This window comes from Notoacmeibacter ruber, assembly GCF_003668555.1.
GTDB classification, from domain to species: Bacteria; Pseudomonadota; Alphaproteobacteria; order Rhizobiales; family Rhizobiaceae; genus Notoacmeibacter; species Notoacmeibacter ruber.
The window spans coordinates 820701-842139 of the sequence record NZ_RCWN01000001.1; the positions used below are offsets into that span (position 1 = coordinate 820701).

General features: G+C 60.0%; 17 protein-coding genes, 1 tRNA gene and 1 pseudogene. 9 read left to right on the forward strand and 10 right to left on the reverse strand.

The window, feature by feature from the left end; genetic code table 11:
• Position 1: 1 nt before the first annotated feature.
• Complete coding sequence (locus tag D8780_RS03860; RefSeq protein ID WP_245412249.1) at positions 2-1105, reverse strand: A/G-specific adenine glycosylase; 1104 nt, start codon at positions 1103-1105, stop codon at positions 2-4.
• A 94-nt stretch (positions 1106-1199) separates the two neighbouring features.
• Between D8780_RS03860 and D8780_RS03865 the strand changes: the two genes are divergently transcribed.
• From D8780_RS03865 to ppdK, 3 genes are all read left to right on the forward strand, one after another.
• Complete coding sequence (locus D8780_RS03865) at positions 1200-1703, forward strand: DUF721 domain-containing protein (protein WP_121644439.1); 504 nt, start codon at positions 1200-1202, stop codon at positions 1701-1703.
• Positions 1704-1847: 144 nt separating this feature from the next.
• The gene (locus D8780_RS15890; protein WP_245412250.1) at positions 1848-2798 is read left to right on the forward strand and encodes a thioredoxin domain-containing protein; all 951 of its coding nucleotides are present in this window, start codon (positions 1848-1850) and stop codon (positions 2796-2798) included.
• A gap of 117 nt (positions 2799-2915) precedes the next feature.
• Positions 2916-5627 (forward strand): pyruvate, phosphate dikinase, encoded by a 2712-nt coding sequence (gene ppdK / locus D8780_RS03875; RefSeq protein WP_121644440.1) that lies wholly within the window; start codon positions 2916-2918, stop codon positions 5625-5627.
• A gap of 10 nt (positions 5628-5637) precedes the next feature.
• Here ppdK and D8780_RS03880 read toward each other — a convergent pair whose 3' ends face one another.
• A complete protein-coding gene (locus tag D8780_RS03880) occupies positions 5638-5985 on the reverse strand; it encodes a DUF427 domain-containing protein (RefSeq protein WP_121644441.1) in 348 nt (115 codons plus the stop codon).
• Between the two features lie 122 nt (positions 5986-6107).
• Between D8780_RS03880 and D8780_RS03885 the strand changes: the two genes are divergently transcribed.
• Positions 6108-7742, forward strand: a complete 1635-nt coding sequence (locus D8780_RS03885; RefSeq protein ID WP_121644442.1) for a 3-(methylthio)propionyl-CoA ligase — start codon at positions 6108-6110, stop codon at positions 7740-7742.
• Positions 7743-7769: 27 nt separating this feature from the next.
• Positions 7770-8540 (forward strand): DUF1499 domain-containing protein, encoded by a 771-nt coding sequence (locus D8780_RS03890; RefSeq protein WP_121644443.1) that lies wholly within the window; start codon positions 7770-7772, stop codon positions 8538-8540.
• Positions 8541-8557: 17 nt separating this feature from the next.
• On the opposite strand, the gene D8780_RS03895 is transcribed toward D8780_RS03890, so the two are convergent.
• Entirely contained in the window at positions 8558-9463 is a 906-nt protein-coding gene (locus D8780_RS03895) for an MBL fold metallo-hydrolase (RefSeq protein WP_121644444.1), read from the reverse strand.
• Between the two features lie 145 nt (positions 9464-9608).
• Between D8780_RS03895 and D8780_RS03900 the strand changes: the two genes are divergently transcribed.
• From D8780_RS03900 to upp, 4 genes are all read left to right on the forward strand, one after another.
• A tRNA-Gln gene (locus D8780_RS03900) sits at positions 9609-9683 on the forward strand.
• A 265-nt stretch (positions 9684-9948) separates the two neighbouring features.
• Complete coding sequence (locus D8780_RS03905) at positions 9949-12387, forward strand: sensor domain-containing protein (protein WP_158598436.1); 2439 nt, start codon at positions 9949-9951, stop codon at positions 12385-12387.
• Between the two features lie 117 nt (positions 12388-12504).
• Positions 12505-13476: an adenosine deaminase gene (add, locus tag D8780_RS03910; protein WP_121644446.1), complete on the forward strand. Its 972-nt coding sequence runs from the start codon at positions 12505-12507 to the stop codon at positions 13474-13476.
• Between the two features lie 28 nt (positions 13477-13504).
• Positions 13505-14152, forward strand: a complete 648-nt coding sequence (gene upp / locus D8780_RS03915) for a uracil phosphoribosyltransferase (protein ID WP_121644447.1) — start codon at positions 13505-13507, stop codon at positions 14150-14152.
• A 120-nt stretch (positions 14153-14272) separates the two neighbouring features.
• Here upp and deoA read toward each other — a convergent pair whose 3' ends face one another.
• From deoA to D8780_RS03950, 7 genes and pseudogenes are all read right to left on the reverse strand, one after another.
• Positions 14273-15583 carry a thymidine phosphorylase gene (gene deoA, locus D8780_RS03920; RefSeq protein WP_121644448.1) on the reverse strand — a complete coding sequence of 437 codons (1311 nt, stop codon included), beginning with the start codon at positions 15581-15583 and terminating at the stop codon, positions 14273-14275.
• Between the two features lies 1 nt (position 15584).
• The gene (gene deoC, locus D8780_RS03925) at positions 15585-16346 is read right to left on the reverse strand and encodes a deoxyribose-phosphate aldolase (protein WP_121644449.1); all 762 of its coding nucleotides are present in this window, start codon (positions 16344-16346) and stop codon (positions 15585-15587) included.
• A gap of 21 nt (positions 16347-16367) precedes the next feature.
• Entirely contained in the window at positions 16368-16772 is a 405-nt protein-coding gene (gene cdd / locus D8780_RS03930) for a cytidine deaminase (protein WP_121644450.1), read from the reverse strand.
• A 1-nt stretch (position 16773) separates the two neighbouring features.
• On the reverse strand, positions 16774-17742 hold the full coding sequence (locus D8780_RS03935; protein ID WP_121644451.1) for an ABC transporter permease: 969 nt from the start codon (positions 17740-17742) through the stop codon (positions 16774-16776).
• Positions 17742-18866, reverse strand: coding sequence for an ABC transporter permease (locus tag D8780_RS03940; protein WP_121644452.1), 1125 nt, complete (start codon positions 18864-18866; stop codon positions 17742-17744). The genes D8780_RS03935 and D8780_RS03940 overlap by 1 nt, the downstream gene beginning before the upstream one ends.
• Positions 18863-19774: a GIY-YIG nuclease family protein gene (locus D8780_RS03945; RefSeq protein ID WP_245412251.1), complete on the reverse strand. Its 912-nt coding sequence runs from the start codon at positions 19772-19774 to the stop codon at positions 18863-18865. The genes D8780_RS03940 and D8780_RS03945 overlap by 4 nt, the downstream gene beginning before the upstream one ends.
• A 98-nt stretch (positions 19775-19872) precedes the next feature.
• Positions 19873-21402, reverse strand: a pseudogene (locus D8780_RS03950) (ABC transporter ATP-binding protein); the annotation flags it as partial.
• Between the last annotated feature and the right edge of the window lie 37 nt (positions 21403-21439).

Consider the following 21439-nt stretch of genomic DNA (forward strand, 5'->3'; position numbering starts at 1 on the left):
GTCATATCTTCCCACTGTTAAATGCATCGGGGATCGCGGCCGCGATCGCCTTTCTCATGACTGTGGGCAAGGCTTCTCCGGCAAGCCTCTCTCGCGGGCACCAGAATGCACCGGGCGGTAAATCAGCGCCGTGCGGGGTCTGCGCCCACATGACCTCCAAGGTAAGGAGGAAGTGCGTGAAACCATGCTCCGCCGTCCCGCAATCCACCCAATCGGCAGAAAAAGGCGCGGCGCCTTCACCGGTTGCACCATCCTTTTTCGAAGAAAATTCGGTAACATAGGGTCCTGCCATGCCACCAAGAAGGCCGGATGGCGGTCGGCGTACCAGAAGGACCGCCCCGTCGGTAGCACGCTCCGCGACAAAGGCCGCGGCCAGCCGCGATGGCCGTTCCTTTTTTGGCGCCTTGACCGGCAGGGTTGCAGGGTCAGGGCCGGCCAGAAAAGCCGTACAGCGGTCATTGATCGGGCAGAGGACGCAGGCCGGGCGCTTCGGTGTGCAGATCGTGGCACCGAGATCCATCATGGCTTGTGCGAAATCACCCGGCCGATCCAGCGGTGTCATGGCCGCGACCGTTTCCCGAATCAGCGACTTGGCGGACTTTACCGGTTCGGCGAGCGCCAGAAGACGGCTGACGACCCGCTCGACATTGCCATCGACCACGGGCACCGCCTCGCCATAGGCAATCGCGGCAATGGCATTCGAGGTATATTCGCCAACACCCGGCAGGGCGCGCAGGCCTTCGGCATTACCGGGGAAGCCGCTGGCCTCGGCGACCTTGCGGGCCGCTGCAATGAGATTTCGTGCGCGTGAATAATAGCCAAGCCCTGCCCACGCCGCCATCACATCATCGTCCGCGGCGGCAGCGAGGCTCTCGACTGTCGGCCATGTCACGGTGAAGCGGCGATAGTAGCTTTTGACCGCCGCGACAGTGGTCTGTTGTAGCATCACTTCGGAGAGCCAGACTCTGTATGGATCAGGCCGGACGCCATTTCTCAACGCTTCCGGGCCCGTTCGCCAAGGCAGGTCGCGGGCATGACGATCATACCAGTCCAGCAGCGCTGGGGCGATCATGCGGCTGTCGAAAGCCTTCGCATTATCCGACATCTCGGCAACTTGTCGGGAAGAGGCCATATCGGCGGTTTCGGCCCTGTGCTAAGGAAATCGAGAACAACACTTCGGTCAGTGCAGCGGAGAAGATATGGCCAAACGGCCTCGCAAACGCAATGCGCAGCCAGTCTCCGATCTGGTCTCCGGCCTCGTCAATCCCGTTTTGCGGAAGCGGGCCGGCATATCTCTGGAATTGATTCAGGGCTGGGAGGAGATCGCGGGCCGTCGACTGGCACGCCTTTCAAGGCCCGAGCGGATTGTATGGCCCCGTCGCGCTTCGGAGGACGATCCTTTCAAACCAGCGACGCTCATCATTGCCGCCGAAGGTTATGCCGCTCTGGCGATCCAGCACGAGACAGGTGAACTGATAGCGCGGGTGAATACATTTCTCGGATATGGCGCGATCGAACGTATCAAGCTGGTCCAAAAACCGGTGATACGGTTGGAGGAGGAGAAACACCGTCCCGTCCTTCGTTCTCTTCGACCCGATGAGGAGCAATCCCTGAACGACAGCTTGTCCGGGATTGAAGATCAGTCGCTGCGCAGCGCTCTGGAGCGGCTGGGCCGTGCCGTGAAAGGCGAAGCTGGAGGCTAGAGTGCCGCGGCGTCCCGCCGATGCTGGAAGTCGGCGCCGCCGATCATATCTTGGCGTCATGCTCTTGCCCCGTTTTCAAGCAAGGCATGGGGCAATGAAAGAATTTAAGGCGCCCGGCGGCGCCACGATCATGAAAGGCATACAATGAATTTGCAGCTTCTCCGCTCCTCCAGTCTTGTCGGCGTCACCGCTGCCAGCATTCTGGCGCTCGGCCTTGCCGCCTGTTCCGATAGCAATGAGATGACGGCCGACGCCGCCTCGCCGGACGAGCAGGTCACCGCGTCGACCGACGCCTCTTCAACGGCGGCCCCGGATGAGACGTCGGACGCGCCAGAAGAGCTGGCTCAGGCTGACACCGCGACCGAAGACGAGACGACCGGTTTTTCGGCGGAGGCCGGTGATGGCGCCGAACCCGAGGCCGATGCCGAAGAAGCGGACACGTCCCAGACCCTGCCTACCGAGGCTGCTGAAGACGCGGGAGCGAAAGACGCTGCCGACCCCGCTGCGATCGAGCGGGCGGAAGCGCCTCAGCCGGCCGGTACGGTCGATATGGATACGCTTCTGCAAAATGGCAGCCTTCCGGAAAAGGTGCTCGGTAGCGAAGACGCTCCCGTCACCATCGTCGAATATGCCTCGATGACCTGCGGTCACTGCCGTGCCTTCCATGAGGAGACTTTTCCCGAACTGAACAAAGCCTTCATCCAGACGGGCAAGGTGCGCTTTATCCTGAGGGAGTTCCCGCTGGACCCCAGGGCCACGGCCGCCTTCATGCTGGCGCGCTGTTCGGAGGATAAATATTTCCCGGTGGTCGATGTGCTCTTCAACCGCCAGAACGTTTGGGCGCGTGCCGAGCCGCAGGACGCTGCCAAGACTTTGTTTGATACCGTCAAGATCGCGGGCTTTACGGAGGAATCCTTCGATGCCTGCCTGCAGGATCAGACGCTGCTGGATAATGTGAACGCGGTGCGTGAGAGGGCGAGCGACGAATTCGGAGTCGATTCCACGCCGACCTTCTTCATCGACGGCAATCGCTATCCCGGCGCAATGTCGATCGGCCAGTTGGCGACGCTTATCGATCAGGCCGAAGCCGAGTAAGCAAATTCAGATTTTTAACGCAGAAGCCCGTTTTGCAATGCAAAACGGGCTTTTCGCATTTGCAGGACATGACGTAATTGTGTTTGCTGCAGCGGGGAGGCCAAGGCAGGAAAGATCGTGAAGGGCGGAGAAGTTCAGGCGCCGCAGCGCTACGTCTATGTTTTCGGGGCAGGCGAAGCGGACGGCACGGCAGAAATGTCCGACATTCTGGGCGGCAAGGGCGCAAACCTTGCCGAGATGGCTTCGCTTGGCCTGCCTGTCCCTCCGGGATTCACGCTGACAACCGAAGTCTGCCAGTATTTCAGTCGTCATAGGAGTGTTCCAGACGACCTGGAAGACGAAGTCCGTAAGGCGATGACCAGCCTCGAAGCCATGACCGGCCGGCGTTTTGGAGCGGCGCAGCATAGCCTGCTCCTCTCGGTTCGCTCCGGCGCGCGGGCATCCATGCCCGGCATGATGGATACGATCCTCAATCTCGGGATGAACGATCTGGCGGTCGAGGCGCTTGCCGAGGAGACCGGCGACGGGCGCTTTGCGTGGGACAGCTATCGCCGTTTCATCCAGATGTATTCCGACACGGTCTTGCGGCTCGATCTCGAATTCTTCGAAGAGATCCTCGAGGAAGAGCGTGAGAAGCGCGGCCGTTCCGAGGACATGGAGATGACCGCCGACGACTGGAAGGCGGTTGTCGCGCGGTATCTGGAGTTCATCGAGGAAGAGCTTGGTGAACCGTTTCCGCAGGATGTGGAAATTCAGCTTCGCGGCGCGATCCGGGCGGTCCTTGGATCGTGGATGAACCCGCGCGCCATTGCGTTTCGCGCCCTGCACGGCCTTCAGGAGCAGGAGGGAACGGCCGTCAATATCCAAGCCATGGTCTTCGGCAATCGCGATGACCGATCGGCGACGGGCGTCTGTTTCACGCGTGAACCGAATACGGGCGAGAAAACGCTCTACGGCGAGTATCTGCCAAGGGCGCAGGGCGAGGATGTAGTCTCGGGCCTGCGCACCCCGCTACCGCTCTCCGCGCAGCAGGCTCATGGTCATAGCGGCAACGGCGCCGAGTGTTCCATGGAAGTGGCTTTTCCCGACGCCTATGCCGAGCTGAAAGCCGTCGCAGGCCGGCTGGAAGCGCATTATGGCGATATGCAGGATATCGAGTTCACCATTGAGAGCGGTCAGCTTTATATTCTTCAGACACGCGCAGCCAAGCGCTCTGCCGGAGCGGCGTTGCGGATAGCCGTCGAAATGGCAGATGCCGGCCTGATCGACAGGGACGATGCGTTGCTTCGCATTGACCCTCTTTCGCTGGTCAGCCTTCTTCATGCGTCGATCGATCCGAACGCGGAGCGCGACGAGATCGCCCGTGGTTTGCCTGCGGCCCCAGGCGCGGCCTGCGGGCAGATCGTGTTCTCGCCGGACGAAGCTGCCGAACTGGCGGAACGCGGCAAGAAAATCATTCTCGTTCGCACCGAGACGAGCCCCGAAGATATTCACGGCATGAGTGCCGCCGAAGGCATACTGACGACGAGAGGCGGCACGACAAGTCATGCCGCGGTGGTCGCCAGAGGCATGGGCAAACCTTGTGTCTCGGGTGCCGGAACACTTCGCGTGGACTATGCGGCCAAGACGCTCTCCACCATGGGCCGCACCTTTTCAGAAGGCGATCTCATCACGATCGACGGCACGAGCGGGGAGGTCTTTGCCGGCGGCATGACGATGCGCAAGCCGCAGCTTTCCGAGGATTTTCAGACCATTCTGCAGTGGGCCGACGCGGCCCGTCGTATGAAAGTGCGGACCAATATCGATGTGGCGGGCGATGCCGATCTTGCGCGTGACTTCGGGGCGGAAGGTATCGGCCTTTGCCGCACCGAACACATGTTCTTCGAAGATGGGCGGATTCTCGCAATGCGCCAGCTTATCCTCGCCGAGACCGACCGCGACCGCGAGTCGGCCCTTCTGACGCTTTTGCCGAGCCAGCGTGACGACTTTATCGAACTATTCGAGCAGATGGCCGGTTTTCCGGTGACCATCCGCCTCCTCGATCCGCCCTTTCACGAATTTCTGCCGCAGTCCGATGAGGAATTGCAGGAGACCGCCGACCTTCTCAATGTGCCGGTCGAGAAGATCGAATTTCGCGCGGAAACCCTGCTTGAAACCAACCCCATGCTTGGCCACCGGGGCGTGCGGGTCGCGATCTCCTATCCGGCGATCCCTGAGATGCAGGTGCGTGCTATTTTCGAGGCCGCGGTTGAGGCCGGGCGTCGTACGGGCCGTCAGGTCAAGCCCGAGATCATGTTGCCGCTGGTCAGTCTCCAGCGTGAGGTCGACTTCGTCCGCGAGATTATTGATCGCGTCGGCCGCGAGGTCATGAAAGAGACCGGAGCCAGTGTCGAATATACGGTCGGCATTCTGATCGAATTGCCGCGTGCGGCCGTGAGGGCGCGGCTGATCGCCGAGTCATGCGATTTCTTCTCATTCGGCACGAACGACCTGACCCAGACTGTCTTCGGGATCAGTCGCGACGACGCCGCGCAATTTCTAGAGACCTATCGCCAGGCCGGCATCGTCGAGGCCAATCCCTTCATTACCCTCGACGTCGAAGGCGTCGGAGAGATGATCAAGATCGCCTGCGAGAAGGGCCGCTCCGTGAAGGCCGACCTGATGACGGGCATATGCGGCGAGCACGCAGGCGATCCCAAATCGATCGAATTCTGCGAGCAGACGGGGCTGGATTACGTTTCCTGTTCGCCGTTTCGCGTGCCGATAGCCCGCCTTGCCGCCGCTCAGGCCGCCCTGCGGCTCAAGGAACAAAAGACGACGGAAAGCTGAGCGCCAACGATCAGCCTTGCTCGATCGCAACGTGCTGAGGGTAGAAGGCAATGAAGCCGCCGATCTTGGAAACGCCGTCCTTGGGCGTTTCATAGGTCCATGCCGCATTGTCCACAGCTTCGCCGGCTGCCGATAGGCGGTAATAATGCGCGTCGCCCTTGTGCGGGCAGTGGCTCGTCTTTTCGGTGCGGGTCATATGCTCGAAATAGACATCCTCGCGCGGAATATAGATGACAGGGGGATAGTCGCCCTCTTCAAGCAAAAGGGCATTATCGGAAGAGGCGACAATCGCATCGTGAAATTTCACTGCCACCGGCTTTTCAAGTGGCGCGATACGGATGTGTGGACTGTCTGTCACAAAAGCTCTCCTCGTTCATTCTCGCCGCTCAACGGGGACGGGATTGACAGGTTCCGCCAGATCAACGCTTTACCCAGACGACGATGCGCCCCAAATTACGGGCCAGATCAAGGGGAGGAATTATGCTGGGACTGATGCAAAAATGGCCGCTGACATGCGACCGGATCATCGACCACGCCGCGCGCCAGTTCGGAAATCGCGAGATCGTTTCACGGTCCGTGGAGGGGCCGATCGTCAGAACGACATACGGGCAGGTGGCCGAGCGGGCTCGCAAGGTCGCACGAAAGCTGACGGATGAAGGTCTGGAGAGAGGCGCCAGGATCGGGACGCTGGCCTGGAACACGGCCCGCCACCTTGAGGTCTGGTACGGCGCCATGGGAATGGGAGGCGTTTATCACACCCTCAACCCGCGTCTCTTTCCCGATCAGATCGCATGGATCGTCAATCACGCGGAAGATAGCGCTCTCTTCGTCGACCTGACATTTATGCCGATCGTCGAGAAGATCGCGTCCGAGTTGAAGACCGTAAAGACGATTGTGGTGCTGACGGATAAGGACCACATGCCCGAAAGTTCGCTCGATCTGATCTGCTACGAGGAATGGATCGCTGACGCCGAGGACGGCTTCCAATGGGTAGAGCTGGATGAGGACGAAGCGGCCGGCATGTGCTACACATCCGGCACGACGGGAAACCCGAAGGGCGTCCTCTACTCTCACCGCTCGAACGTCCTCCATGCGATGATCGCGGCCTTGCCGGATGCAATGTCTCTGAGCGCAAATTCCGTCGTCCTGCCTGTTGTGCCGATGTTCCACGCCAATGCCTGGGGTATTGGACAGTCCGGCCCGATGACCGGCTCGAAGCTCGTGATGCCGGGCGCGAAGATGGATGGTGAGAGCATCTATGAATTGCTGGATACCGAAAAGGTGACCTTCTCGGCGGCGGTGCCGACCGTATGGCTGATGCTGCTCCAGTATCTCGCCGATACCGGCAAGAAGTTGCCCTATCTGGAGAAGGTGGTGATCGGCGGCTCGGCCTGTCCGCCATCCATGATCGAGAAATTCCGCGATCTCTACGATGTCGATGTGATCCATGCCTGGGGCATGACGGAGATGAGCCCGCTTGGCACACTGGGGCCGCTGAAGCCGCAATTCGCCGATCTGCCGGATGAACAGAAGCTGGAGAAGAAGAGCAAGCAGGGTTTCACGCCCTTCGGCATCGAGATGAAGATCACCGATGACGACGATAATGAGCAGCCTTGGGACGGTAAGACATTCGGCCGGCTCAAGGTTCGTGGGCCTGCCGTGGCCAAGGGATATTACGGTGGTGCGGGCGCCGACCAGTTCGACGATCAAGGATGGTTCGATACAGGCGATGTCGCTCATATCGACAGTGACGGCTACATGCAGATCACCGACCGCTCGAAGGACGTGATCAAATCCGGTGGCGAGTGGATTTCCACGATCGATCTAGAGAACCTCGCCGTCGCGCATCCCGATGTTGCCGAAGCCGCCGTTATCGGCGTTTCTCATCCCAAATGGGACGAGCGTCCGCTTCTGGTCATCGTTCCCAAACAGGGCAAGGAAATCGAGAAGGACGATGTCCTGTCCTTCATGGAAGGCAAGATCGCCAAATGGTGGATGCCGAACGACGTTGTATTCGTCGACGAAATTCCGCATACGGCGACGGGCAAGATTCAGAAGATGACGCTTCGTGACCAGTTCTCCGAATACAGCTTTCCGGACGCCGGGAACGATTGACATGAACAGCCGAGCAGGAAACGGGCGATGACAGCGCTCGGCCTGCCGTCATCGAAGGTTGTGCTGCCCTCCCATCCTGCCGCGGGCTTCACGCACTTTCTAGCGCGGCTGACGGCGATCGTCGCGCTCGTCGCCGGCACTGCGCATTTCTTCGGGATGATGGCGCCTCTATCGCTTTTCTGGGTGATCGGCGCGATCGTTCTGATGCTGCTTGTCTCTCTGATCACCGCAGCCATCGCGGTTCGCGCGATCTGGCGGGAGGGCGGAACGGGCCTCGGCGATCTCGCCAGTGCGTTTCTATGGGCTCTGCCCGTTCTGGTTCTTCTCTCCATTGGCGCCCTTCACGTGGTCGGCAATCCGCCATTGACGGAAATTTCCACCGACCCGGCGGAGCCGCCCCGCTTTTTGCCTCAGGAAGAAGAGCCGCTCTCTTTGCCAGAGATCCAAGCCCAGATTGCAGCTTGGCCTGATCTGACGGGGCGCCGATATGCCTCGTCCCCCGAGGAGGTCGAGGAAGCACTGCGCAACGTGATCGTCGCCAACGGGTGGTACTTTCGCGGCCAGTTCGGAACGCTGGATACAAACGGCGAACTGACTCTTCTGATCGAGGGCCGGGCGGGTATCCTGCTGTTACCGACACGAATCGCGGTCCGCATCACCGAAGAGGGCGAAACGAGCTACGTCGACATGCGCAGCCGAACACTCGTCGGAGCCCATGATCTGGGAGGAAATGGCGCTGTCATTAACCGCCTTTTCGACCTGCTGACGGCCGAGTTGCAGGCCACGGTCAAGACCTGAAGCGCCAGCGCTCAGCCTCAAGCCTGATGATAAATACTGTCGAGACGTGGCGCGGCGTCATCCGTCCGTACCGCGCCGCGTTCGATCAAGGCTTCCAGATGGGCAAAGACATTGAGGCTGGCCGCACCGTGCAGGCGAGGGTCGATGTCGCGATAGATGGTGGCGACCATTGAGGGGATCGTGTGGTCGCCGGCAGCGAGCCGTTTGAGTATGGCGGCCTCTCTCATTTTCCGATGCGTTTTCAGCCCGCGAAGAAAAGCAGCCGGTTTTGTAACCGGCCCACCATGGCCTGGGAAATAGACTTCGTCACCCTGCCGCTCCATCAGCCGGTCGAGCGAGGCCATATAAGCGTTCATGTCGCCGTCGGGTGGCGCGACGATCGTGGTCGACCACGCCATCACGTGATCGGCGGAGAATACAGTCCCGGTCCCCTCCAAAGCGAAACAGAGGTGATTAGCCATGTGGCCCGGCGTGTGGATCGCAGTCAGTGTGAACTCGTCCGTCTCGATCGCTTCACCACCGGCGATCATGCGGTCCGGTTGAAAGTCATGATCGCCGGAGGCATCGAGCTTGTTCTCTTCACCGACAGTCAGGTCCCGCGCGGCCCGATGCGGGCCTTCCGCGACGATCTCGCCTCCGACCCGCTGCTGTAATGGCTGTGCGAGAGGCGAGTGGTCCCGGTGGGTATGGCTGACCAGAATGTGGCTGACCGGCCGACCGTCGATGGCTTTGACGAGCCGCTCCAGATGAACCTCGTCCATTGGTCCCGGATCAATGACAGCCACCGACCTCTCGCCGACCACATACGAGTTTGTTCCCTGAAAGGTAAAGGGCGAGACGTTGGCGCAGGTGACGCGCAAGACCTTGTCTGCAACGGGGACGGCCTCTCCATGGTGAGGCTCGAAATCGCGGTCAAACTTCATGAAACCCTTCCTTTCGTCCGACAATTGGACTGGTCGCGCCTTGAAGACAAGTGTGGGTCATGAACGGAAGTGACAAATGGCCGTTGCCCCTCCGGCCTGCCTTTGCTAATGCACCCCGCCTAGGCCTTTAAGGTCCGGCTCGTATTGGGGCGTAGCCAAGCGGTAAGGCAGCGGTTTTTGGTACCGCCATGCGCTGGTTCGAATCCAGCCGCCCCAGCCAGCCCCTTCCGATAATTCGTCAGATGAGACCGTCGATTACACTCGGCGCAGGCCCGATTCGTGTCGCCTTGAGGAAATAGAAGATTGATTTTCATAGCATTTTGCAGAAGATCATGCTTCATTATTACTGAGGAAAATATGTATTGGTAGAATGTTACTGATAAATTGCCTCTATTTTTAAAAATCGTCCGATTTCCCATGGCGGGAAATTAATCCGTATTTAACAGCCTGTTTCTAGGATGCGGTCGGGTAGAGGACTTCAAAGAATGAAACAGATCAGGCGGATTCTGGCGAAGGAAAGGTCGCAACTACGCGGAATTACATCGCGAATTCGCGCTGACCAGTTCGACAAACAAACCGCTCGAGAGCTTCGTAGCGAGCGCGTCACGGCGCTGATGTCCAACCTTATGCCGTTTACCGTGTTCAACACGATCGTCATGATTTTCATCGCGACATGGTTCCTCGATCGTGGCATCGATCTGATTCTATATGTCTGGGGCGCTCTCCATATCGCTCTCTCGGCAATCGTCATTTTCTCCAAGGCGAAAAGAGATCCTGGACGGCCTTATTCAGGTTCGCCACGGACCACGAAAAAGATTGTGACCCAGACCATTCTGGTGGCGGCCTGCTGGTCTGTATGCTTTTATTTCCTCATTCCCGTTTCGAAAGGCGAGGACGCCCTCATTCTCAACGGACTTGCCGTAGGAGGGGTGATCCTTGGTCCGACGGTATTGCACCCCGTGCCGGCTGCGGCGCTTACCTGGCTCGCAACGACCACCCTGCTCAATACCGGTGCCTTCGTTCTCTTCGGCGGCAACAATATGATTATCGCTTCGGTGATGAATGTCGCGTTCACGTGCGTTGCGGGGCTGAACTGTCTCAAGCAGGCGGATTACATGACCCGCCAGTTCGCGATACGCCAGTCTCTCAAGGAAAAGCAGGACATGATCGCCTTGCTTTTGAAGGAGTACGAAGATGGGGTTCGGACCTGGCCGTGGGAATGTGACAGTTACGGTCATATGACACGGCTTCCGGATGCAATGAAAAACCTTCTGGAGCGGTTTCACCGCTCCTATGCATGGAACATCCGCGACCTTGCCAATCTGGTCGAGGAAAAGACCAGTGTCTCCGATGGAGTGGAGCAGCAGCTCCACATAAACAAGCGTATTGCGCAAATTCTGACCGAGCCGCGAAAGTTTCACGATTATCAGTTTCCGGTTCGCCTGGAAGAGGGGCGACAGATCTGGTTCTCGCTGAGCGGTAAGCCGACCTACGGCAATGATGGCGCCTTTCTGGGCTATCGCGGTTTGATCTCGGATGTGACGGAAACCAAATTGGCGGAACAGAAGGTTCAGTTCCTCGCCACGCACGATCCTCTGACCGAGTTGCCGAACCGCAATCTCTACAGCGATATTCTCAATGGCTGGATCGGCGCGGATCGGCCTTTTGCATGTCTCCATATTGACCTTGACCGCTTCAAGGTCGTCAACGACTCTCTTGGTCACGGTGCCGGCGACGATCTACTCGTGGGGGTGGCCAGGCGCCTTGAGGGTTGCGCGGAAAAGGTAACATCCCAGGCAGTCTGTGCGCGGATCGGTGGCGATGAGTTTCTCATGGCTCTGCCTCTGACCAAAGACGAGGCAGGGGCGGTGGACGAAGAAATCGTCGCGCAGATGGCGCAGAAGATCATCGACTGCCTTTCCCAGCCATTCGAACTGACCGCCGGTACAGTAACCATCGGCGCATCGCTTGGATACTCGCTCTTTCCCGATGATGCGCTGGAACTGGCGGATCTCGACAACCGGGCGGATCTTGCCCTCTACCGTGCCAAAAGCAAGGGAAGGGGACAATTCACGCGATATCTGGCCGGCATGGATCGGCGGGCTCAGAACCGCAAGAAGCTGGAAGTCAGTCTCCGCGGGGCGATCGCCGGTGGAGAGATTCATCTCGTTTATCAGCCGGTCATCGAGCTTCAGAGCGGACGGGTGAAAACAGTCGAGGTCCTTTCTCGCTGGAAGAGCCCCAGCCATGGTTTTGTCAGCCCGCAACTCTTCATCCCGCTGGCGGAGGAAAGCGGCCTGATCCATCAGATCGGGCAATGGGTACTAGAACAGTCCTGCCGCGAAGCAGCCTCTTGGAATGACAACATTTCATTGGCGGTCAACGTTTCCGCCATCCAGATACTCCGCCCCGATTTTCCCGAAACCGTTCTCCGCATTCTTGAGGAGACCGGCTTGGACGCCAGTCGGCTGGAACTGGAACTCACCGAAACCGTCTTGGTGCAAGAGGCGGATCTCGCCCTACAGACGATCGCAAAACTGCGCAAAAATGGCATTCGCATCATTCTGGACGATTTCGGCACCGGCTATTCATCGCTGAGCTATCTGCACGCCTTCGCCTTTGACAAGATCAAGGTGGACCGCTCCTTCATCATGAATCTCAGGAAAGACCCCGAGAAAGGAGGCTCGCGCGCTGACGCTCTCGTCCGGGGGATCGTCAGTCTCGGACAAATGCTGGAGGTCCCGGTGACGGCGGAGGGTATCGAAGAAGAATGGCAAGCTGAGGAATTGAGAAAGCTCGGTTGCGACTACGGCCAAGGATATCTCTTTTCCCGTCCGGTCTCGATCGCAAAACTGCGTTCCATTATCGGCATGTCGCATGGCTTTCGAAGCAGCGACCCGACTCCCGCCCGCTCGATCGCCTGAAGATCAGGCTTCGAAAATCGTCATATTTCGTATTGGCCGTTGCCAACGCCCCGCACGACTTTACCTCGTGCCCTGAGCCGAATTGATCCGCTCAGTCTGTTTTTTTGGGAGATATTTATGATTCCGACGGCCGAATTGCACTGCCATATCGAAGGCGCGGTAAGCCCTGAACTGGCACGCGCGATGGCTGTTCGGCAAGGCGTGGATATCAGTCGCGTCCTCGATCACGAAGGCTATCGGCGTCAGGGCTTCATGGGCTTTCTCGACAGCTACGACATCATTGCCAACCTGTTCCACACGCGTGAGGACTTTCGGCGTCTCGCCTATGATCACTACCGGACGCTTGCAAACGATGGCTGCCTATATGCGGAAATTTTTGCCTCGCCCGCTCACGCCAAGGCCGTGGGGCTTTCACCGCAGGACTATCTGGAGGGACTGGCAGACGGCATTGCGCAGGCTGCTGCCGAAAATGCCATCGAAGGGCGCATCATCGTCACAGGTGTCCGTCACCTGGGGCCCGACGCTGTGAAAGAGGCCGCCGAAATCGCCGTTTCATGCGAAGTGGACGCCGTGACCGGCTTTGGCATGGCGGGCAACGAAATGACTGGTCGGCCGAGCGATTACACCGAAGCGTTCGACATCGCCCGGCGCGGCGGCTTGCGCCTGACGTGCCATGCGGGCGAATGGGCGGGCCCGGATGGCATTGAGGAAACGCTGGATGCGTTGGGCGTAGAGCGCATCGGGCATGGTGTTCGCGCCGCGGAGAGCGAAGCGCTCATGCAACGCGTTGCGAATGAAGGGATCGTGCTGGAGGTCTGCCCCGGTTCGAATATTTCTCTCGGCGTCTATGAGCGTTTCGAGGATCATCCGTTGCCGAAGCTGCTGGAGGCGGGGTGCCGCGTGAGCTTGAACTCCGACGATCCGCCGCACTTCCAGACCAGTCTCGCTCACGAATACCGCATCGCGGACCAGGTGTTCGGCCTGTCGGGCGAGACCCTGCTGGCCATTACGAGAATCGCCATCGAAGCGGCCTTCGTGGATGGGGATACCCGCGCGCGTCTTCTTGAGCGACTGGACGCGAGAGCCTAGGGTCTCCGCAAACCAGTCGGAGACAGATATGAGCCAGCAAACAGGCACGGGGACGGTCACTGTCGTGGACCATCCTCTGGTGCAGCACAAACTGACGATCATGCGCAAAAAGGAGACCTCGACGGCGGGTTTTCGCCGTTTGCTCCGAGAGATTTCGCTGCTGCTTTGTTACGAGGTGACGCGGGGGCTCGAGATCACCCATGAGCGGATCGAGACGCCGCTGGAGGAGATGGATGCGCCGATGCTGGAGGGCAAGAAGCTCGTCTTCGCCTCGGTGCTGCGCGCCGGCAACGGCCTTCTGGAAGGCATGCTCGACCTGGTGCCCGCCGCTCGGGTGGCTCATATCGGTCTCTATCGCGATCATGAAACGCTGCAGCCGGTCCATTATTTCTACAAGGCGCCGAGCGATCTTGGGGATCGCCTCGTCATCGTTGTCGATCCGATGCTGGCGACGGCCAATTCCGCGGTGGCTGCCGTCGACAAGCTGAAGGAGGAAGGCGCCACCAATCTGCGCTTTCTCTGCCTTCTTGCGGCTCCCGAAGGGGTTGAACGTTTCACGGAAGCGCATCCGGACGTGCCGGTCTTCACCGCCTCGATCGACGATCGTCTGAACGAGAAGGGTTACATTCTGCCGGGCCTCGGCGATGCGGGCGACCGGCTATACGGCACGAAATAAAGGAGATGCGCTGCGGGGGCAGCCTGGCCCTCGGCGCTGTGCCGGGTCATATTTCGAGGCGTCGATTGTCCTCGACGCCTCTAACCGTTTCAGGCTGCCATAAGGTGGCGAAAGCGCCAGCTATGCAGAAATGCGCTCCACAATCGCCGCCGGCACATCTCCTTCGCGGCGCCGGACAGCCGCGCGAACCCGCTTTGCAGCCAGTTCGAAGGTCGCTTCGTCTCGCGCATGAATACGACAAAGCGGCGTAGAGCCATCCCAGTCTCGCGGTACCAGATCGGTCAGGCCGACAGCATGGTCGATATTGTCCTGCGGTCGCGTGCGTCCGCCGCCAAGTTCGATGACGGCAAGGCCGAGCTCGCGTGTATCGAAGCCAAGCTGGCCGCGATAGTCTGAGCCTTCGCTCAGTGTGAGATCACGAATGATCGGAGCGGAGGGGAGGTGGTCGTCCATTCGGTCAACGAAATTGGCAGGACCGCCCAGCGCCGAGACCATCCGGCCGAAACGCTCCAGTGCCGCCCCTGACGTCAGAGCCTCTTCAGCCTTTTTCAGGCCCTCCTGGGCGCTGTCGGCCAGTCCGACGATTGCCAGCATTTCTGCGGCTAGCGCCAGCGTTATCTCGCGCAATCGCGGCTCGCTGCCGTCATCCTTCAGAAGGTTTACCGCGCTGCGAACCTCCACGGCGTTGCCCGCGGCGCTGGCCAGCGGATGATCCATGTCGGTCATCAGCGCGATGGTCGGCATGCCCGCTCCATTGGCAACCTCGACGAGGCTGGTCGCCAGTTCACGCGCTGCGTCAGCATTGGGCATAAAGGCGCCAGACCCGACTTTGACGTCCAGCACCAGTCCCTTGAGGCCGGCAGCGAGTTTCTTGGAGAGGATCGAAGCGGTGATGAGCGGCACGCTTTCGACGGTCGCGGTCACGTCGCGAATGCCATAGATCGTCTTGTCGGCGGGCGCGAGAGAGCCGGTCTGGCCGATAATCGCGCAGCCGATCTCCTTGACGACCCGGCGGAACGTCTCGTCATCCGGCTTGACGTCATAACCGGGGATCGCTTCGAACTTGTCGAGCGTGCCGCCGGTGTGGCCGAGGCCGCGTCCGGAGATCATCGGAACATAGCCGCCACAGGCTGCAATGATCGGCGCCAGAGGCAGGCTTACATTGTCGCCCACGCCCCCGGTCGAATGCTTGTCGACAACGGTCGGGCCGAGATCGCTCCAGTCGAGCACAGTCCCGGAATCGCGCATTGCGACCGTCAATCCGACGGCTTCGTCGCGGCTCATGCCATTCAGAAAGACGGCCATGGCAAAGGCTGCGATCTGTCCCTCCGTCACGCGTCCATCCATCACACCGGCGACGAAATCGGCGATTGCTTCTGCGGGGAGTGGGCGGCGGTCGCGCTTGGCGCGAATGAACTCCTGCGGCAGCATATCAGTAACCTGCCTGAACGGCATTGCTCTCGCCGCCTTCGGCGATGGCAATGAGATCGGTCAAAAGGCTGGATGCGCCGATGCGGAACGTCTTTGGCGAAATCCAGTCTTCGCCCATCTTCTCCGAGGCCAGATCGGCATAAGCCTTGGCATCGGCGAAGCTGCGCACACCGCCAGACACCTTGAGGCCGCCACGGCCATTGGCCGCGATGGCGTCGAGCAGCGCGTCCGCCGCTTCCATCGTGGCTCCGGTCTTTACCTTGCCGGTCGACGTCTTGACGAAGTCTGCCCCGCCGGAAAGCGCCGCGCCTGCCAGAAGCTGCATGTCGTCCGTATCGTCCAACATGCCGGTTTCGAGAATGGCTTTCACCGGCAGGCCGCCTGCGGCCTCTTTCACCTTGCGAACCGCATAGGTGATCGCATGCGGATCTTCCGGCCCGCGCTGATAGTCGACCACCATATCGATTTCCGTCGCTCCCCCGGCGAGAGCCAGTCCGATCTCGTGGCGGGTGTCCTCCCAAGGCTGCTGGCCGCCGGGAAAGTCCACCACTGTTGCAATATGGATGTGCGAACCACGAAGAGCCGTGGCGCAACGCCGGACATGGTCCGGCCAGACGCAGACAGCTGCGACCTGGCCGTACGAAGTGCGCGCCTTCTCCAGGAGCGCATCCACCTTGTCGGCGGACCGGTCATCGGACAATTCTGTCAGATCGAGGCAGCCGATCAGTTTGCGCGCATACTCGGCGTCGGAAGGTTGGGTCATTTGTCGTCCTGTTCGTAACATCTATTTCGGCGGCAAATCGGAGAAGGCGAGTGGCAGCAGATCGTTCAGTGTTACGGTCTCCACTACGCCATTCTGGTCACAAAGGTGGACAGCCGTTTCGGGGCTGCCGAATTCCCTCAGTCTCTGTCGGCAACCGCCACACGGTGTGATGCGATCCTTGAGCGGGGCGACAACGGCCACTTCATTCAGGCAGCCCGGTTCCGAATAGCCTGCCATGACCATATGCGCGAGTGCCGACGTTTCAGCGCACCAGCCTTCTGGGAAGGCCACGTTTTCCATATTCGCGCCGCTGAAGGTGGCGCCGTCCTTGGTGCGCAGCGCGGCGCCCACGGCGAAGCCGGAATAAGGCGCATGCGCACGGGACAGCGCCTCGCGGGCGAGGCGGTATAGTTCGTCGGCTGCCATATCAGCGTTCCTTGGTGTAGGGCACGCCACCGGCGCGCGGCGGGTCCGCCCGACCGATGAAGCCAGCAAGGAGAACCACGGTCAGCACATAGGGCAGGGCCTGAATGAACTGAACCGGCACACGCCCGATCATTGGCAGAATGACGCCTTGCAGACGGATCGCGCTGGCGTCGAGAAAGCCGAAGAGAAGGCAGGCGAACATGACGGGAACCGGCCGCCATTTGGCGAAGATCAGCGCCGCGAGCGCGATATAGCCTTTGCCGGCAGTCATGTTGTTGTTGAAGCCGCCGGACTGGGCGATGGCAAGATAGGTGCCGGCGACGCCACAGAGTGCCCCGCAGATGATCACGGCTTGATAGCGCAACCAGGTGACTGAAATGCCCGCCGTATCGACGGCGGCAGGATTTTCGCCGACGGCTCGAAGACGAAGGCCGAAGCGCGTCCGGAAAAGCACCCACCAGGTCAGCGGCACCATGGCGAAGGCGACATAGACCAGAAGGGAGTGCCCGAGCACGAGTTCGGAGACGATCGGGCCAAGGACGGGGATATCACGAAGTTCGGCGGCGAAATTCGGCTCGCTGCCCAGGAATCGCTGTTCCGTGGCAAGCTGCGGTGTGCGCCCGCCTTGTCCGAACCACGCTTGGCCAAGCAGGATGGTCGCGCCGGCTGCCACGAAGTTGAGCGCGACACCGGAAACGATCTGGTTTCCGCGTGCCGTGATCGACGCAAAGCCGTGAACAAGGCCGAACAGGACCGACACGATAACGCCGAGGAAAAGCCCGGCATAGGCTGATCCCGTGACGGATGCGCCGGCTCCAGCCGCAAAGGCGGCCGCCAGCATCTTGCCTTCCAACCCGATGTCGAAGACGCCGGCGCGCTCCGAATAGAGGCCGGCAAGAGCCGCCAGCAGGAGCGGCGTCGACAGGCGGAGAGTGGAATCGAGGATCAGAAGCGTTGCGTTGAAATCCATCACGCGGCTCCCTCGGTTTCCGGCGCCACGCCGCGGCGATGCATTGTGGAAAAGAGCCGGGAGAGTTGCGGCCGGAACATATTTTCCAATGCCCCCGCGAAGAGAATGACAAGGCCCTGGATCACCACGATCATGTCCCGTGTGATGGTCGGCATGTCGAAGGCCAGTTCCGCGCCGCCCTGATAGAGCATGCCGAACAGGATCGATGCCAGAACGATGCCGAAGGGGTGATTGCGGCCCATCAGCGCCACGGCGATGCCGACGAAGCCCGCGCCCTGCACGATATCGAGCGTCAGGCGGTGAAGGTCGCCCATGACGGGGTTCAGCGCCATCAGGCCGGCAAGGCCACCGGAAATCATCATCGCGATCACGATGGTGCGCGCCGGATTGATGCCGGCATATTTCGCGGCGGAGGGCGATAGGCCCATGGTGCGGATGCTGTAGCCGAAGCGGGTTCGCCAGATCAGCAGCCAGACGAGAAAGCAGCAGAGAAGGGCCACGAAGAAGGATAGATTGAGCGGCGTGTTGCGAAGTCCCGCACCGAACAGGTTCAGAAGACCCGTCAGCTTGGGCAGCCATCCGCCATCGGCGAAGACGGCGGTTTCGGGCGCCATCTGCCCCGTTGGACGCAGCCAGTCGACGAGCAGCCAGTTCATCAGAGAAGCCGCGATGAAATTGAACATGATCGTTGTGATGACGATGTGACTGCCGCGTTTGGCCTGAAGATATCCCGGCAGAAAGCCCCACGCGGCACCGAAGGCAGCGCCCATCGCGATGGCGGCGGGCAGGACCAGCCACCAGGGCACATAGGCCCCTAGCCAAAGGCAGGCGAGCGCAACCCCGAGGCCGCCGACAAGCGCCTGCCCTTCCGCGCCGATGTTGAAGAGGCCGCAATGATAGGCCACGGCGACGGCAAGGCCGGTGAAGATGAAGTTGGTGGCGTAGAAGAGCGTAAAACCGATCCCCCGCGCCGATCCGAATGCGCCGTCCACCATGAGCCATGCGGCCCGAAGCGGGTTCTCGCCGATGGCGACGACCACGAGGCCGGAGACCACGAAGGCGACCAGCAGATTGATAGCCGGCAGCAGAAAATAATTGACCCAGGGCGGCAGAGTGTTTGTCACGTGTCTGCTCTCATTTCCGCACTACTTGTTTCGTACTCTTTGAGTGTTTGGCCGGTCGCTTTGACAATCCAGGAGTTTCGGCCATTGTCACTTCTGCCGTAGATCACGGCCGATGCGGCGCTAGGGCTTGAGAAGGCATGGTTTTTTTTGAAGACGAGCCAGCCCTCACTCTCGCAAAGAGTACCATTCCCAATTAAAGCCTTGCGAAGTTCGCTATACTGATCCGAAGCATATGACGGGTCGAGCTTGGCTTTGGATCCAGCGAGAACGACCGTTTCGCCGTCGAGCTGAATGGCCTCGGCTTCCATACCCATTCTCCCTCTCCGAAGATAAAGAGCGATACCGCTCGGGGCTCGTAACTCAGCAGCTTGGCTATGGCTCTGGGAAAGAGCTGGTCTCAGTGTATCGAAGCCAAGAACTGGCAGGATGATCTTTATCTGCTCGATAAAGAATTCCATGTCCGAAATATCGGCTTCCGGCAGTCGTCCCGCTGGCGGCTCATTGGCGTTTAAAACGTTTGACCGACCGGCGTTTCTGGCGATCTCTGCCAACCGGCGTTCAAGGTAGCGTGAGTGCGCCTTGGTGAGGTTGAAGTCCTTGCTGACAATTATGCAAAAGCGCTCGAAGAAGTCCTTGCCATCATCTTTTGCATGCTGACTGATCCGGCGTCCCACATCGTCCGCTTCTCCAACGTAAACGTCTCTCATCGCTCCAATTTGGGTCACGTCGCCAAATAGGAAGTAGACCCCTGTTTTTCTTGCATCCTCACGGGACAGAACATCGGTCAGGCGATCACGTGGCGCCGCAATGACGATGCCCGTCCAATTGATGATTTCGGCGGTGACCACGCCAGAAGCGCTTCCATCAACCAGGTAGAGACGAACCTGCCGCCCGCTTGCGATGGTCACGGCCGTTCTCCGGGAATCTGGGTTTCGGCAGGCGGTTGGCCGGGCGCGATATCGACCATGGCCGGGTCAGGCTCCTGATGATGCGAGCCGCCATCGGTCACGCCGGCCATCAAGAGGCCAAGTTCGGCTTCCGTGGTATTGGCATCACGCTCGCCGACCACCTTGCCATCGAACATGACGAGGATACGATCTGAGAGCGCGCGTATCTCGTCCAGCTCCACGGAAACCAGCAAAATCGCCTTGCCGGCATCGCGCATCTCGACGATCCGGCGATGGATGAACTCGATTGCGCCCACGTCCACCCCGCGCGTCGGCTGGCCGATCAACAGGACATCGGGATCGCGCTCCATTTCGCGGGCCAGCACAATCTTCTGCTGATTGCCGCCGGAGAAGTTGGCGGTCTTCAGCCGGCAATCGGGGGGACGGATATCGTATTGCTCGATGCGCTCTTTCGCGTGAGCGCGTATCGCGTCGATGGAGAGGAATGGGCCTTTTCCGAAGGCAGGATTGGTGTGGTAGCCCAAAATGGCGTTTTCATTCTCTTCGAATGGCAGCACCAGCCCCATATGGTGGCGGTCTTCCGGAACATGTCCGAGCCCATCCATTCTCAAGGACGCCGGATCGAGCTTGTCATAATCCAGCGTCTTGCCATTGAGTTCGATCGCGCCGGATTTCGGGCGGCGGATACCGGCCACAGTCTCGATCAGGTGAGACTGGCCATTGCCGGCGACGCCGGCGATGCCGACGATCTCGCCGGCGCGGACCTCCAGGCTGACATTCTTGACCATCGGCACCTTGCGGCTGTCGACAACTGTCAAATCGCGGATCGCCAGCTTTACCGGCCCCGGCCTGGCCGGCTTTTTGTCGACCCGCAAAAGCACGCGCCGGCCTACCATCTTCTCGGCAATGGCCTCCACCGATGTTTGTGCCGTGAGTTGCGTATCGACGATCTGCCCTTGCCGCATCACCGAGACCATGTCCGTTACGGCCATGATTTCACGCAATTTGTGCGTGATGAGGATGACGGTTTTCCCCTCGTCGCGAAGCCGTTGCAGAATCTGGAAAAGGTGATCGGCTTCCGATGGCGTCAGAACGCCGGTTGGCTCGTCGAGAATGAGAATGTCAGCGCCGCGATAGAGCGCCTTGAGAATTTCCACCCTCTGCTGGAGACCGACGGGTAGATCCTCGATGACCGCATCGGGATCGACTTCGAGGGCATAGTCTTTTTCGAGCCGTTTGAGCTCGGCCCGCGCCTTGGCAATGCCGCCTGTAAGAAGCGCCGCTCCTTCCGCACCGAGCATGATGTTCTCGAGAACTGTAAAATTATGCACCAGCATGAAGTGCTGATGCACCATGCCGATGCCCAGATCGATCGCCGCCTGGCTGTGCGGGATGGAGACAGTCTCGCCATCCACCTCGATCGTGCCGCTATCGGCCTGGTAAAAGCCGTAGAGGATGCTCATCAGGGTGGATTTGCCGGCGCCGTTCTCGCCGACGATGCCGTGGATCGACCCCTTCCGGACGGTAAGATGAATATCGTGGTTGGCTTTGACCGGTCCGAAACTTTTCGAAATGCCGGAAAGGCGGATAGCCGGTCGGGCTTGGCCCTCTGTGCCGGTGTCCCTCATCGTCGATGTGATCCTGAAATCATACTTTCTGATGGCG